The sequence below is a fragment of the Micromonospora vinacea genome, assembly GCF_015751785.1.
GTDB classification, from domain to species: Bacteria; Actinomycetota; Actinomycetes; order Mycobacteriales; family Micromonosporaceae; genus Micromonospora; species Micromonospora vinacea.
The window spans coordinates 4,767,520-4,781,529 of the sequence record NZ_JADOTY010000001.1 but is presented as its reverse complement, the minus strand read 5'-3'; the positions used below and the strand labels follow the sequence as shown (position 1 = coordinate 4,781,529).

Here is a 14,010-nt window from a genome sequence, read left to right as displayed (position 1 = left end):
CACGGGCCCGCGGCCTACTTGACAGGCCTTGATCGGGTTAGGTTAGCCTAACCTCATGCAGAGCGAGTTGGCGTCGGTCAACGGGGAGCGCAGCCTGTCCGGCGTCGACCTCCGTCTGGGTTATCACGGTGTGCCGGTGGTGCACGGTGCGGTGATCAACCTCCGTGCGGGTGCCGTCACGGCACTGGTGGGGCCCAACGGCAGCGGCAAGTCCACGCTGCTGCGGGCCCTGGCCCGACTGCACCCGATCGAGGCCGGAACCGTGCACCTCGCCGACGGCGTCACGGCCGCCGGCCTCCCGGCCCGGGAGTTCGCCCGGCGGGTCACACTGCTCGCCCAGAGCCGGCCGGTACCCAGCGGGGTCACCGTCCGCGACGTCGTCGGCTACGGTCGCCACCCCTACCGGGGGCGCTGGCGTACTGAGGACCCGGACGGTCCCGCCGCCATCGCCCGCGCCATGGACGTCACCGGCGTCGCCGCGATGGCCGATCGTCCCGTCGACGAACTCTCCGGGGGCGAGTTGCAGCGGGTCTGGTTGGCCACCTGCCTCGCCCAGGACACTCCGGTCCTGCTCCTCGACGAGCCCACCACGTTTCTCGACCTGCGCTACCAGGTGGAGATCCTCGACCTGGTCCGTGACCTCGCGGACGATCACGGCGTCGCCGTCGGCGTCGTGCTGCACGACCTCAACCAGGCAGCCGCCGTGGCGGACGAGGTGGTCCTGTTGCACCAGGGCCGGGTCCGCGCCACCGGCACCCCGGCAACCGTGTTCACCGAGAACGCCCTCACCGAGACCTACGGGATCCGCATCGAGGTGACCACCGATCCGGTCAGCGGACTGGTCACCACCCGCCCCGTCGGGCGGCACCAGATCCGCGCCCTGGTCTGAACACCCCTCATCCACAGCAGAGAAAGACCGTCATGACCCGTACCCGTTTCACAGCCCTCCTCGCCGTCGTGGCCGCGCTGACGCTCAGCGCCTGCGGCACCACCGAGAACGCCGCCTCCCCCGAGACCTCCGCCTCGGCGGCCAGCGGTCCGGTCACCCTCACCGACAGCCGGGGCAAGGAGATCACCCTCAAGGCACCGGCGACCAAGGTCGTCGGGCTGGAGTGGGGCGAGGTCGAGATGCTGGTCAGCCTCGGCGTCATGCCCGTCGGTGTCGCCGACCCCAAGGGCTACGGCACCTGGGTCACCTCCGCGAAGCTCGACCCGGGCGTCAAGGACGTCGGCACCCGTGGCGAGCCCAGCGTCGACTCGATCGTCGCCCTCCAGCCCGACCTCGTCGTGATGGAGGACGACCGGGGCGCCAACATGGTCAGTCAGCTGGAGAAGTTCGTGCCCGTCGTGGTCGCCAAGGGCAGTGACGCCACCGACAACCTCGGCCGGATGCGCAACGACCTCAACATGATCGCGAAGGCGGTCGGCAAGACCACCGAGGCGGAGAAGCTGCTCGCCGACTTCGACGCGGCCATCGCCGACGGCAAGAAGAAGATCGCCGACGCGGGTGCCGCCGGCCGGCCGTTCGCCATCGCCGACGGCTGGAAGGAAGGCAGCACCGTCAGCATCCGGATGTTCGGCAAGGGCGCGCTGGTGTCCCAGATCGGCATCCAGCTCGGCCTGACCAACGCCTGGACCGGCAAGACCGATGAGGCGTGGGGCCTCGGCCAGACCGACGTCGAGGGCATGACGGTCCTCAAGGATCCGAACATGCACCTCTTCTACAACGCCTCCGACGGCGACGACGTGTTCGCCGACGGTCTCGCCGGCAACGCCATCTGGAAGTCGCTGCCCTTCGTGCGGCAGGGCAACCTGCACAAGATGCCCAACGGCATCTGGACCTTCGGCGGGCCGCTCTCCGGCAAGCAGTACATCGACGAACTCGTCAAGACGTACACGGTGTGAGCGTGCTGAACGCACCCCCACGCCCGGAGCCGGCCACCCGGCCGGCTCCGGGCGGACGCCCGGCCGCGCCCCGCGTCGCCGGTGTCTTCGTCGCCGCGATCCTGCTGCTGCTCGTGGTCGGCGCGGTACACCTCACCCAGGGCACCTCGAACGTCGGCGCCCTCGACCTGCTGCGGCTCGCCACCGGCGCCGACGACGAGGCGGCCCGCGTCCTGATCGCGTCCCGGCTGCCCCGACTGCTCGCCGGGTTGGCCATCGGCGTCGCGCTCGGGTTCGCCGGAGCGGCGTTGCAGTCGATCGCCCGCAACCCGCTCGCCTCCCCCGACACCCTCGCGGTCAACGCGGGAGCCCACCTGGCCATCGTCGCGGTCGCCGCGTTCGGCGTCTCGCTGCCCGCGCTGCCCGCCGGCGGCCTCGCCTTCTGCGGCGGGCTGGCCGCCGCCGGCCTGGTGATGGCGATGTCCTCCGGCGGGCAGGCCGGCACCACCCGGCTGATCCTCGCCGGCTCGGCAACCGCGCTGGCGCTCGGGTCGGTGACAACACTGCTGCTGCTCCTGTTCGAGCAGGCCACCATCGGGCTGTTCGCCTGGGGGAACGGCTCGCTGGTGCAGAGCGACCTGACCGCCCTGACCCAACTCGCTCCGGTGATCGTCGGCGCCGCCGTCGTGCTCGTGCTGCTCGGGCACCGCCTCGACATTCTCGCCCTCGGCGACGACACCGCCACGGTGCTCGGCCTCGACGTACGACGCACCCGGCTCACCGTCATGGTGCTGGCCGTGCTGCTCTCCGCCGCGGCCGTCACCCTCACCGGCCCGGTCGGCTTCGTCGGCCTGTGCGCCCCGGTGATCGTCCGGCTGCTCGCCCCCGTGGTGCCGCGGGTGCACCGGCACCGCGTCCTGCTGCCGTTGTCCGGCATCGCCGGGGTCATCATCGTGCTCGGCTCCGACGTCCTGCTGAGGGCCGTGATGGGCGGGCAGGCCGGCGTCGACATCCCCACCGGCGTGGTCACCACGCTGTTCGGCGCGGCGATCCTCATCTGGCTGGCCCGCCGACACCGAGACGCGGGCCCCACCCGTCGTCCGCCCGGCGGTCACGCGGCCGTCCGCTCCGCCGCCTTCCACCGCGGCGTCGTCGCCGTCACCGCCGTCCTGACCGTCTGCGCCGTGACGGTCGGCATGTTGGCCGGTGACACCTGGGTGCTGCTCGGTGACGTCGTCAACTGGGTCAACGGCAGCACCGGGCCGGCGTACACCTTCGTGCTGGACCAGCGGTGGCCGCGCGTCGCCGCGGCGGTCCTGGCCGGCGCGGCGCTCGCGGTCGCCGGCACCACAGTGCAGGCGGTCTGCCGCAATCCGCTGGCCGAACCCGGCATCCTCGGTATCACCGCCGGCGCCGGGCTCGGCGCCGTCTCGCTGCTCACCTTCGTGCCGCTGGCCGGGGTGTGGGCCGTCTCCGGCGTCGCCGGGCTCGGCGCGATGCTGGCGTTCGCCCTGGTCTACGGCCTGGCCTGGCGCGGCGGACTGAGCTCCGACCGACTGGTGCTGATCGGTTTCGGCGCCTGGCAGGGCGGCATGGCGGTCATCACCTACCTGGTCGTCGCCTTCGACCCGTGGAACACCGGGAAGGCGCTGACCTGGCTGTCCGGCTCCACCTACGGTCGGATGCCCACCCAGGTGCTGCCGGTGCTGATCGCCCTGCTGGTGCTCACCCCGGCCGTGGTCGCCGCCCGCCGGGAACTCGACCTGATGTCGCTGGACGACGACACCCCCCGGGTGCTCGGCGTCCGCCTGGAACGCACCCGGTTGATCGCGCTGGGCGCGGCGGCGCTGCTCACCTCCACCGCCGTCTCGGCCGTCGGGGTCATCGGCTTCGTCGGCCTGGTCGCCCCGCACGCCGCGCGGGCGCTGGTCGGCGGGCGGCACTCCCGGGTGCTCCCGGTGGCCGCCCTGCTCGGCGCTGCGCTGGTCAGCATCGCCGACACCCTCGGCCGGACGGTCATCGCTCCGGCCCAGATCCCCGCCGGCCTGGTCACCGCCATGATCGGTACCCCGTACTTCGTCTGGTTGCTGTGGCGGTCCCGCGCCGTGGCGAGCACCACCCGGTAGACGCCGGCCCGAGTCGAGAGAGGCACCATGACCGAGACCCTGCCCATCGCCCCGTGGCGCGTGTTCGCCGTCACCGTCCGCGCGGTACGCCGACTCAGCCCGTCCTTCACCCGGGTGACCTTCACCGGGGCGGACCTGGACCGCTTCGCCGACAACGGTTACGACCAGCGGATCAAACTGGCGCTGCCGCTGCCCGGTCAGCGCGCGGCGACCCTGCCGGACGGCGCGGACTGGTACGCGACGTGGCGCTCCCTGCCGGAGCACCAGCGCAACCCGATCCGTACCTACACCGTGCGGGCGGTCCGACCGCACCTGGCCGAGGTCGACGTCGACCTGGTGCTGCACGGCGACAGTGGTCCGGCGACGCGCTGGGCTCGGCGGACCGGCGTCGGCGACGAGATCGCCCTGGTCGGGCCGGACGCCGGCTTCGACGGCAACCACGGCGGGGTCGAGTTTCGACAGTCCACGGGCGCCCCTCTGCTGCTGGCCGGGGACGAGACCGCCGTGCCGGCGATCAGCGGCATCTGTGAGCGGCTACCCCTCGACGCCCGGGGCATCGTCGTGTTGGAGGTGCCCGACGCCGCCGACGTGTTGCCGCTGGTGACGCCCCCCGGCGTCGGGGTTCGCTGGCTGGCCCGGGGCACCGACGGTCACGGCAGCCGACTGGTGCCCGCCGTCGTCGCCGCGGCCGGGGAGCTGCTGGCCCCCGGCGCGCCGACCGCCGCCCAGCCCGTGCCGGACGTGGACGTGGACACCGAGATCCTCTGGGAGGTGCCCGAGGTGGTGGCCTCGGCGCCGCTCTACGCGTGGCTGGCCGGGGAGGCCGGCGTCATCCGTCACCTGCGCCGGCACCTGGTCGCCGAGCGGGGTCTGGACCGGCGGGCGGTGGCCTTCATGGGCTACTGGCGTCTCGGCCAGGCCGACGCGGACTGACGGCGCCGCGAAACGCGCCACCCCGGGCAGGCCGCAAGGTGCGTCGGAGCCCGTGGGGCGCGTACCGTTTCGGGTCGGACTTGGGGCGGGCCGGCTGGAGCCGGCACGGGATACGGGACGAGACAACGACGCATGACGGTGGACAACATTACCGAAAACGGTCAAGAGGGTATTGACCGAAGCCGGCTGGAGGCCTGCCTCAGCGTCTTCGAGGCGTTGGAGGCGCTGCCCTCCGACCACCCCGACGTGGTGCGGGTGCAGCGGGCCACCGCCCGGCTCTACAAGGTGATCAAGCAGCGGCGGCGGGAGGAGCGGCGGGACGCCATCCTCGCCGCCGACCGGGCCGTGACGGAGGCCACCGCCACCGGCGCTCCGGGGCGGATCGACGACGAGACGCAGGGCATTCCACTCGCGTCGTCAGTCGCTGGCGAGACGGCGGGCTTCCTACACAACCCCCGCGGTTGCTACGTCTGCAAGCAGCGCTACCGCGAGGTGGACGCCTTCTACCACCAGCTCTGCCCGTCCTGCGCCGCGCTCAACCGGGAGCGCCGCGACGCCCGTACCGACCTGACCGGTCGACGTGCGCTGCTGACCGGGGGCCGGGCCAAGATCGGCATGTACATCGCGCTGCGGCTGCTGCGCGACGGCGCGCACACGACCGTGACGACGCGGTTCCCGCACGACGCGGTCCGCAGGTTCGCCGCGATGCCCGACAGCGCGGACTGGCTGCACCGGCTGCGTATCGTCGGAATCGACCTGCGCGACCCCGCCCAGGTGATCGCCCTCGCCGACGACGTCAGCAGCCAGGGCCCGCTCGACATCCTGATCAACAACGCGGCGCAGACCGTCCGCCGATCCCCCGGGGCGTACGCGCAGCTCATCGCCGCGGAGGCCGCGGCCCTGCCGGACGGCCCGCTACCGGAGCTGATCACGTTCGCCAAGCCGGACGGGCAGGGTGGCCCGGTGGGCAGCCTGACCGCCGGACCACAGTCGACGGCGCTCACCCCGCACGCGCTCACCGCGCTGGCACTCACCAGCGGCTCGGCGTCGCCGGAACGGATCGCGGCGTCCACGGCCATCGACGCCGGCGGGCTCGTGCCCGACCTCGACTCGGTCAACAGCTGGGTGCAGCGGGTCCAGGAGGTGGACCCGGTCGAGCTGCTCGAAGTGCAGCTGTGCAACGTCACCGCGCCGTTCGTGCTGGTCAGCCGATTGCGCCCGGTGATGGCCGCCGCGTCGGCCCGCCGCAAGTACGTGGTGAACGTGTCGGCGATGGAGGGCCAGTTCGGCCGCGGTTACAAGGGGCCGGGGCACCCGCACACCAACATGGCCAAGGCTGCGCTGAACATGCTGACGCGCACCAGCGCCGAGGAGATGTTGACCGACGGCATCCTGATGACCAGCGTCGACACCGGCTGGATCACCGACGAGCGTCCGCACCCGACGAAGATGCGGCTGGCCGACGAGGGCTTCCACGCCCCCCTGGACCTGGTCGACGGCGCGGCCCGGGTGTACGACCCGATCGTCCGCGGCGAGCAGGGCGAGGACCTGTACGGCTGTTTCCTGAAGGACTACGCGCCCTGCGCCTGGTGATCGCCCCGCACAAGGCGGATGACCGCCCCCGCACAAGGCGGATGACCGACCCGCACCATGAGGAGAAGAAACATGTCAGCTGACCGTGAATCGTGGCCGACGCTCGACGAGCTGCTGCGCGAGGAGGACGAGCTGGAGCTCGCGGGCCTGTCCGAGACCGACGCGTACGAGCTGGGGATGCGCGCCGTCGCCGCGGCGACCGAGCAGCAGCTGCCGGTCTCGGTGGGGGTGTGGCGGGCCGGACGGCAGCTGTTCCACTGTGGCCTGCCGGGCTCGACGGCGGACAACGACGCGTGGCTGCGCCGCAAGGGGCGGGTGGTGATGCGCTTCGAGCACTCCTCGCTCTACATGGCGCGGCTGTGCCAGGACAAGCAGGTGACGCTGGCCGAGCGGTTCGGGCTGCCGGCCTCGCGGTACGCGGCGGCCGGGGGCGCGGTGCCCCTGCGCGTGCGCGGCACCGGTGTGGTGGGCTGGGTCGGCGTCTCCGGGCTGCCGCAGCTGGACGACCACCGCTTCGTGGTCGACATCCTCCGCAAGCTGCCCCGCTAGTGTGCGGTCCCGGCGGCCTCGCGACGAGGCCGCCGGGTCAGCCGCTCAGCGTGCGCGCCGATTGGCGCGCAGGGCTCCCAGGAGCACGCCGGGTCGGGCCAGCGAGCTCGGGTGCTCGCGCATGGAGACCACGTCGTTGAACCGCCGCGCGGTCGTCACATCCGTGACGGTCGCCGCGATGATCTGCCCACTGGCCCATCTGGAGAGCCGGTAGCCGCGCGGGTAGGGCCCGTCGACGTGCGGCAACGCCAGATCCGCCGAGGTCGACAGCGACCAGGCGGCGTCGACCACCACCTTCTGGAGCGCGAGGTAGTGGCGCGCGGGCGCCCGCAGATCCGGACCGGACCGGAGGTACGTCGACAGGCAGGCCGCGTGCAGGGCCGCCGCCGTCATGCCCTGCCCGTACACCGGGTTGAACGACGCGACGGCGTCGCCGACGCTGATCAGGCCGGCCGGTAACCGCTTGAGCGCGTGGAAGTCCCGTCGCCGGCTGTCGGCGTGGTGGTAGGTCTGGACGTCACCGATCATCTCCTGGTCGGCGACCTCGCCGAACTCCGGTGGGAACTGCTCCCGCAGGCGCCGGACGAAGTCGTCGGCGGTGCGCCCCGGGCGGTCCTTGCCGTAACCGGCCATCATGGCCATCCACCGGCCGTCCTCGATGGCGAAGAACGCGGCCCCGGCCACGTCGACCGCCGCCCTGGCGGTGTTCAGTGCGAGCACGACCGTCGAGGCCGGGGTGACCTCCGGGCGACGGAACAGGGCGGTCGCGTAGTTGAGGTGCACTGTCATCCGCCGGGTGACGGGCCGGTCCCAGTCGGCCTGCTCCAGCCAGTCCGACAGTTTGCTGGACCGCCCCATGGCGTCCACCACGAGGTCGGCCCGCTCGACACCGGGCACCCCGCCGACCTCACAGCGGACCCCGCTGACCGCGGTGCCGTCGAACACGAGGCCGGTGGCGCGGGCGGTGATCGTCTTGACGTTGGGCAGCCGCAGCACCTGCTGACGGATCAGGCCCTCCAGCAGCGGCCGACTGCCCGCCAGACTGTCGGCGTCGTCGGGGACGACGACCTTCAGACGCCCGTCGAGGTAGTTGCGCCGGGCCGTGGGCGGCGCCTCGATCGCGCCGCGCGCCAGTGCCTCGTCGCGGAATCCGGGGAACAGCCGCTCCAACTGGAAGAGGCCGCCGGGCAGCAGCGCGTGCAGCTGGGTTCCCTGGGGTACGCCGGGGCGCGCGCCGGTCACCTGCGGGTCGTCCCGGTCGATGATGACGACGGTGTCGGCGTAATCGGACAGCACCCGGGCGGCCAGCAGACCGGCGACGCTGCCGCCGACCACGACGGCCGTTCCGATCGTCGGGGACGGCTGGTCAGGGGGTCGAGCCGCGTTCAGCTCTGCGAAGACCCGGGATGGGGAGAGGGACATCGTGCTCTCCAAGGGGGTAACGAGGTTTGTGCCCTCCACGGTTACTGTCCGCGACCGTTCGCGGGCAGACCGGTGGACGGGTCGTTCGACGTAATGCCCGCCGATCGTCGCACAACCGCCCGAACGGCAACCGGCTGTGTCTGCCAGATGACCGTCTGTTGACTGATGGGCTGGAGAGGTTCGACGTTCGGACGGGTGAGGTGGCGCGCCCGAGAGCCTACTGTCACGATCTCCGGCATGCCCGTTGCGCGTCGTACTCTGCTCGGGGCCGGCCTGGCCGCCGCGACCTCCGCCCTCACCGGCTGCGGCGACAACGGCGCGTCGGGCCCCGGTTCGGCCGGTCCCGGCGACGCGGTGACCGGGACGGACGCCGCCGGGAACCGGGTCGGGTTCGGTTCGGCGGGAGACCTCAGGTCACCGTCCGCCGTACCGGGCGCGCCGGTCCCCCCGAGCGGCGGCACCCCACCAGCGGGCCAGGCTCCCTACGCGCAGGACGTGACCGCCCTGCTCCGGCGACACCTGCCAGCCACACCGCAGACGTTTCAGCACAAGGGTTTCCCCGGTGCGGTCGCCCTCGTCCTGGTGGACGGCCAGACGACTGTGCACACCGCAGTCGGCGAGGCGCTGCGCTACGGCGCGGGCCCGAAGTTGTTGACGGCGAGCCAGCGCGTAGCGATGCGCCCGGACTCCATCTTCGACCTCGCCTCGGTCACCAAGGTCTACACGGCCATCCTGCTGTTGCAGCAGGTCGACAAGGGGCAGGTCGACCTCGGCGCTCCGGTGCGTGACTACCTGCCCGCCTTCACCGGCGCGGGCAAGGAGCAGATCACTGTCGAGATGCTGCTCACCCACACCAGCGGCCTCCCCGTCGGCGCCAAGGTCACCGGCCTGCCCGACAACGCGGCCCGGTGGAACGCCGTGCTCACCACGCCGCTGGTCTCCGGCGCGGTGCCGGGCACCACGTTCCGCTATTCCAGCGTCGGGCTCATGGTCGCCGGCAAGATCGTTGAGAAGGTCACCGGCCAGCGGCTGGACCAGGCACTCCGGACCAACCTCACCAGCCCGCTCGGCCTGCGCGACACCGGCTTCAACGCCAGCAGCTGGATGTCCACCACCTCGAAGGCCAACCGACTGGTCGCCACCGACGCCCGCTCGTCCCGGGGCCTGCTGCGGGGCACCGTCCACGACGACGTCGCCAACCACCTCGGCGGCATCGCTGGCCACGCCGGCATCTTCGCCTCCGCGGCCGATCTCGCGGCCATCGGTCAGCTGCTCCTCGACGAGGGCACCTACCAGGGCAAGCGGATCCTGGCCGCGGCGACCGTGCGGCGGATGCTCAGCAACCACAACGCCGGCAAACCCGCCATCGACCCCGAGCGACCCAACCGGACCTCGGCGCACGGCCTCGGGGTCGTCCTCAACCAGAGCTGGTTCATGGGGAGGCTCGCCTCGGCCCGGACCTTCGGCCACACCGGGTTCGCCGGCCCCTCGCTGCTGGTCGCGCCGGACCGCAAACTCGTCCTGGCACTGCTCACCAACCGCGCGCATCCCAACTGGAGCTGGTCGAACCCGGACCCGGTCCGCGCCGCCGTCGGCGACCTGCTCGCCACGAAGGTCAGCTGACCGGAAGGTGTGGACCATCGCGCCGCACCCTGACACGATACTTGCGCTAGTAGTGCAAATACTTCGTCGTCCAGGTGGAGGATCGATGCACACATCTCGCCGGAGACTGCTCTCCGTGCTGGCCGGGGTCGCCCTCGCGGCCAGCCTGTCCGCCGTCGCCGTCCCGCGCGCCGCCGAAGCCGTCGCCCCACCGACGTACCGTCCAGTGATCTTCGTGCATGGCAGCGCCGGATCGGCGGCGCAGTTCGAGTCCCAGGCCAAACGACTCGCCAGCAACGGGTACCCGATCGACATCATCGAAGCTCACGAGTACGACTCCCCGAACATCGCGGCGATCCTGCCCCAGGTGTTCGCGGGGCTCGACGCACGGATCTCCCGCCTGCTGGCGGCCACCGGCGCGGACCGGGTGGACCTGCTCGCGCACTCGCTGGGCACCTTCGTCACGCAGGGCTACCTCAACAGTTCTCCGGAGCGTGCCGCCCGGGTCGCGCACTACGTCAACCTGGACGGACGCACCGCGACCTCCCCGCCCGGTGGTGTTCCCACGCTCGCGATCTGGGGCGAGGGCGACAGGGCCCGCACCGTCGTCGGCGCGACGAACGTGCACCTACCGGACCAGTCGCACACCCAGACCGTGTCGTCGGCCGAGTCGTTCGGCGAGATCTTCGGCTTCCTCCGGGGCCGCGCTCCCCACACGACGCGGATCGTGCCGCAACTCTTCGGCACCGCCCGGGTCTCGGGCCGCGCCGTGCTCTTCCCGAGCAACGTCGGTGTCACCGGTGCGACCCTCGAGGTCTACATGGTCAACCCACTCACCGGCGGCCGGCTGTCACACCGGCCCACGCATCGGTTGTCGCTGGGTGGCGACGGCTCGTTCGGCCCTCTCCCGGTGCTCGCCACGGCCCGCTACGAGTTCGCCCTCGTGCGCCCCGGCGCCGCGACGCACCACTTCTACGTCCAGCCGTTCCTCCGCTCTGATTCGTTCCTGCGCCTGGCGACCAGCGAGCCGGGCGAGGGCCTCAGCGCCCTGGTCGACACCAGCGACCGGCACACGGCGCTCACGATCCAACGCCAGAAGGAGTGGTGGGGCGACCAGGGTGACGCCGGCGACCACCTCTCGATCAACGGCAGGGATGTCCTGAACGCGGCGAACACACCGCGCGCCAAGAGGACGATCGGCATCTTCGCCTTCGACGACGGCAGCGATGGCGTCACGGACCTGACGAGCCCGTTGCCGGAGTTCTTCAGCCAGACCTTCATCACCGGCATGGACGTCTTCATCCCGGCGACACCGGCACACCTCGGCCTGGTCCGGATCACCGTGGGCCAACGCGGAGGCGGCTACGAGGTGATCAACGTGCCGAACTGGAGATCGAGCACCGACCGGGTGACGGTCAGCGTCGACGACTTCTGACCGCGTCTCGCGGGCGGCCCGGCCCGGGGTCGAGACGGTGGCCGGGACCGCTCGCGCGCTCGTCAGACCGTGGCCGGGACCGCCCGCACAGTCGTCAGACGGTGGCCGGGACCCGTTCGCGCGTTCGTCGACCGACGGCGAAGCTGACCAGTCCCAGGATCAACCCGACGATCGCCAGCACGACGCCCACCCGGGCCGGCGCGAGGTAACCGAGGCCGGCGGCGATGGCGACGCTGCCCAGCGCGGCGCCCAGGCTGTTCGCGATGTTCATGGCCGACTGGTTGAGCGCCGCGCCCATCAGCTGCGCTCCCGGGGCGACGGTGATCAGGCGCGCCTGGAGCACCGGACCGAGATAGAGGCTTGTCGCACCGACCAGGAACGCGCCCACGAACAGGCCGACGCGGGACGACGCCACGAGGCTGAACACGGCGATGCTCACGATCATCGCCACGAAGCCGATGACCATGCTCCGCTGGAGGTCACGGTCCGCCAGCCAGCCACCCAGGGCGTTACCGACTGTCATTCCGAGACCCACAGCGACCAACGCCCACGGCACGGTCGCGGCGGAGAGACCGGTGACGTCGGTGGTGACCGGAGCGATGTAGGTGTTCACCGCGAAGAAGCCGGCGAAACCGACCGCGCCGGTGGCGGCGACCAGCCAGACCTGCGAGGTCCGCAGCGCCCGCAACTCGGTGGCTGGCGAGCCGTCGACCGCCGCGGCGACCTCCGGCACGACGGCCAGCACCGCCAGCAGGGTGAGCACGAAGAAGCCGGCGATGACCAGGTACGCGACCCGCCAGTCGGCGGCCTGCCCGAGCCGCGTGATGAGGGGTACGCCGACCAGGTTGCTCACTGTCAGGCCGCCCAACACAGTGGCGAAACCACGGGCCTCGTTACCGGGACCCATCAGGGTCGCCGCGAGCAGACCGGCCGCACCGAAGTACGCGCCGTGCGGCAGCGCCGCCGCGAACCGGGCCACCAGCACCAGATCGAAGGTGGGGGCGATCGCGGATGCGACAGTGCCGACGGCGAACAGCACGAGCAACCCGAGGACGAGCTTCTTGCGGGGCAGGCGCGCGCTCAACGCGGCGATCAGCGGCGCGCCGACGACCACGCCGAGCGCGTACGCGGTGATCATCCAGCCCGCCCGGGCGACGGCGTCCGACGATGACTGCGCGTACTCGTGCGGGAGCAGACCACGAGCGATGTCGGGCAGCAGGCCCATCGCCACGAACTCGGTCAGGCCGACCGCGACGCCGCCCAGTGCCAGGGCGGCCAGCGCCGCCAACCGTCGACCTCTACTCAACTCGATCACCGAAAAAATTTAGCAACAGCGTTGCGTAATAGAGTGGTGAGATGACTCGCGTCACTGCCGACGTCACCTTCCTGCGCGGCTACAACCAGGCGCTGGTGATGGCGGTGGGACGCACCGCTCGCACGTTCGAGCGGGCGACAGTGGTCGAGGCCACCGGCCTGACCCCACAGGCGGTCTCCAAGGTCATCTCCCGGCTGACCGCCGACGGCCTGATCCGCCCCGCCGGCGTCCGGCGTCCGGGCATCGGCAAGCCCGCTGTCGTCTACGAACTCGTCCCGGACAGCCGGTACGCGATCGGCGCCCACGTGGCCCGGCGCACGCTGCGGCTCGTCCTGGTCGACCTGGCCGGCACCGTGCACCACTCGACGGTCAGCCCGCTGCCGCCGGACTTCACCCCGGAGCAGCTCCTCGACGCCCTGAACGTCGGCATCGACACGATGGCCGGCATCGGCGACCTGCGGAGCCGGCTCACCGGGCTGGGCATCGGCATGATCGGCCCACTCGACCACGCCAACGGCGTGGTCCGGGACGCTCACGGCCTGCGGCACTGGCACGACGTACCGCTGCGCGAGCTCGCCGAGAAGCACCTCGGCCTCCCCGTCCACCTGGACAAGGACGTCACCGCGGGGATCACGGCGGAGGCCTGGCGGCACGGCGCGACGTTCCGCGACGCGGCCCTCATCATGGTCGAGTCCGGCATCGGCGGAGGCTTCTGGCTGGGCGGCGCGGCCCACCGGGGGGCGCACACCAACGCGGGCGAGTTCGGCCACACTGTCGTCGACCTGACCGGGCCCCGGTGCGTCTGCGGCCGGCACGGGTGCCTGGAGATCGTGCACCACCACGCCGCCGAGGCCGGGGACATCGCCCACGCCGCCCGGGTGCTGGCCGTAGGCGTCGTCAACCTGCTCCAGACCCTCGACCTCGCCCACGTGGTGCTGGCGGGCGCGGACCTCCTCCGGCACCCGCAGACCTATCTCGCGGCGGTCACCGAGGCCGTCGGGGCGGACGCGCGACGCGCGGACTGGCTCAGCACGAGGGTGGCCCTGTCCAGCCTCGGCGCGGACGTGATCGCCGCGGGCGCCGCCATGCAGGTCCTCGACCAGCACTACGGCATTCCCGAGCTGGCCCCGATCTGACAGTGACTTGCCGCG

Annotated in this window: 11 protein-coding genes; 9 read left to right on the top strand and 2 right to left on the bottom strand. The window is 71.9% G+C overall.

What is annotated here, in order from left to right; genetic code table 11:
* Positions 1-55: 55 nt before the first annotated feature.
* The 6 genes from IW249_RS22425 to IW249_RS22400 all read left to right on the top strand — a co-directional run bounded on the left by IW249_RS22425 (position 56) and on the right by IW249_RS22400 (position 7,085).
* Positions 56-889, top strand: a complete 834-nt coding sequence (locus IW249_RS22425; protein ID WP_196922556.1) for an ABC transporter ATP-binding protein — start codon at positions 56-58, stop codon at positions 887-889.
* Positions 890-921: 32 nt separating this feature from the next.
* Positions 922-1,905: an ABC transporter substrate-binding protein gene (locus IW249_RS22420; RefSeq protein WP_196922555.1), complete on the top strand. Its 984-nt coding sequence runs from the start codon at positions 922-924 to the stop codon at positions 1,903-1,905.
* A 5-nt stretch (positions 1,906-1,910) separates the two neighbouring features.
* Positions 1,911-4,010: an iron ABC transporter permease gene (locus IW249_RS22415; protein WP_196924909.1), complete on the top strand. Its 2,100-nt coding sequence runs from the start codon at positions 1,911-1,913 to the stop codon at positions 4,008-4,010.
* A 27-nt stretch (positions 4,011-4,037) separates the two neighbouring features.
* Positions 4,038-4,943 carry a siderophore-interacting protein gene (locus IW249_RS22410; RefSeq protein WP_196922554.1) on the top strand — a complete coding sequence of 302 codons (906 nt, stop codon included), beginning with the start codon at positions 4,038-4,040 and terminating at the stop codon, positions 4,941-4,943.
* Between the two features lie 132 nt (positions 4,944-5,075).
* On the top strand, positions 5,076-6,536 hold the full coding sequence (locus IW249_RS22405; protein WP_196922553.1) for an SDR family NAD(P)-dependent oxidoreductase: 1,461 nt from the start codon (positions 5,076-5,078) through the stop codon (positions 6,534-6,536).
* A gap of 72 nt (positions 6,537-6,608) precedes the next feature.
* Positions 6,609-7,085 (top strand): heme-degrading domain-containing protein, encoded by a 477-nt coding sequence (locus IW249_RS22400; protein WP_196922552.1) that lies wholly within the window; start codon positions 6,609-6,611, stop codon positions 7,083-7,085.
* A gap of 45 nt (positions 7,086-7,130) precedes the next feature.
* Here IW249_RS22400 and IW249_RS22395 read toward each other — a convergent pair whose 3' ends face one another.
* Positions 7,131-8,507 carry an FAD-dependent oxidoreductase gene (locus tag IW249_RS22395; RefSeq protein ID WP_196922551.1) on the bottom strand — a complete coding sequence of 459 codons (1,377 nt, stop codon included), beginning with the start codon at positions 8,505-8,507 and terminating at the stop codon, positions 7,131-7,133.
* A 237-nt stretch (positions 8,508-8,744) separates the two neighbouring features.
* Here IW249_RS22395 and IW249_RS22390 point away from each other — a divergent pair, with 237 nt between their 5' ends.
* Positions 8,745-10,130 (top strand): serine hydrolase domain-containing protein, encoded by a 1,386-nt coding sequence (locus IW249_RS22390; protein ID WP_196922550.1) that lies wholly within the window; start codon positions 8,745-8,747, stop codon positions 10,128-10,130.
* A gap of 85 nt (positions 10,131-10,215) precedes the next feature.
* Positions 10,216-11,544, top strand: a complete 1,329-nt coding sequence (locus tag IW249_RS22385; RefSeq protein WP_196922549.1) for an alpha/beta hydrolase — start codon at positions 10,216-10,218, stop codon at positions 11,542-11,544.
* 94 nt (positions 11,545-11,638) lie between these two features.
* Here the strand turns inward: IW249_RS22385 and IW249_RS22380 are convergent, their stop codons facing one another.
* Positions 11,639-12,859 (bottom strand): MFS transporter, encoded by a 1,221-nt coding sequence (locus IW249_RS22380; RefSeq protein ID WP_196922548.1) that lies wholly within the window; start codon positions 12,857-12,859, stop codon positions 11,639-11,641.
* Positions 12,860-12,900: 41 nt separating this feature from the next.
* Here IW249_RS22380 and IW249_RS22375 point away from each other — a divergent pair, with 41 nt between their 5' ends.
* Positions 12,901-13,995 carry an ROK family transcriptional regulator gene (locus tag IW249_RS22375; protein WP_196922547.1) on the top strand — a complete coding sequence of 365 codons (1,095 nt, stop codon included), beginning with the start codon at positions 12,901-12,903 and terminating at the stop codon, positions 13,993-13,995.
* Positions 13,996-14,010 lie beyond the last annotated feature (15 nt).

Excerpts from the sequence above, each read along its gene's own strand:
- IW249_RS22400 (WP_196922552.1), top strand. The coding sequence starts at position 6,609 with ATGTCAGCTGACCGTGAATCGTGGCCGACGCTCGACGAGCTGCTGCGC.
- IW249_RS22390 (WP_196922550.1), top strand. The coding sequence starts at position 8,745 with ATGCCCGTTGCGCGTCGTACTCTGCTCGGGGCCGGCCTGGCCGCCGCG.
- IW249_RS22395 (WP_196922551.1), bottom strand. The coding sequence starts at position 8,507 with ATGTCCCTCTCCCCATCCCGGGTCTTCGCAGAGCTGAACGCGGCTCGA.
- IW249_RS22405 (WP_196922553.1), top strand. The coding sequence starts at position 5,076 with ATGACGGTGGACAACATTACCGAAAACGGTCAAGAGGGTATTGACCGA.
- IW249_RS22385 (WP_196922549.1), top strand. The coding sequence starts at position 10,216 with ATGCACACATCTCGCCGGAGACTGCTCTCCGTGCTGGCCGGGGTCGCC.
- IW249_RS22410 (WP_196922554.1), top strand. The coding sequence starts at position 4,038 with ATGACCGAGACCCTGCCCATCGCCCCGTGGCGCGTGTTCGCCGTCACC.
- IW249_RS22375 (WP_196922547.1), top strand. The coding sequence starts at position 12,901 with ATGACTCGCGTCACTGCCGACGTCACCTTCCTGCGCGGCTACAACCAG.
- IW249_RS22420 (WP_196922555.1), top strand. The coding sequence starts at position 922 with ATGACCCGTACCCGTTTCACAGCCCTCCTCGCCGTCGTGGCCGCGCTG.
- IW249_RS22425 (WP_196922556.1), top strand. The coding sequence starts at position 56 with ATGCAGAGCGAGTTGGCGTCGGTCAACGGGGAGCGCAGCCTGTCCGGC.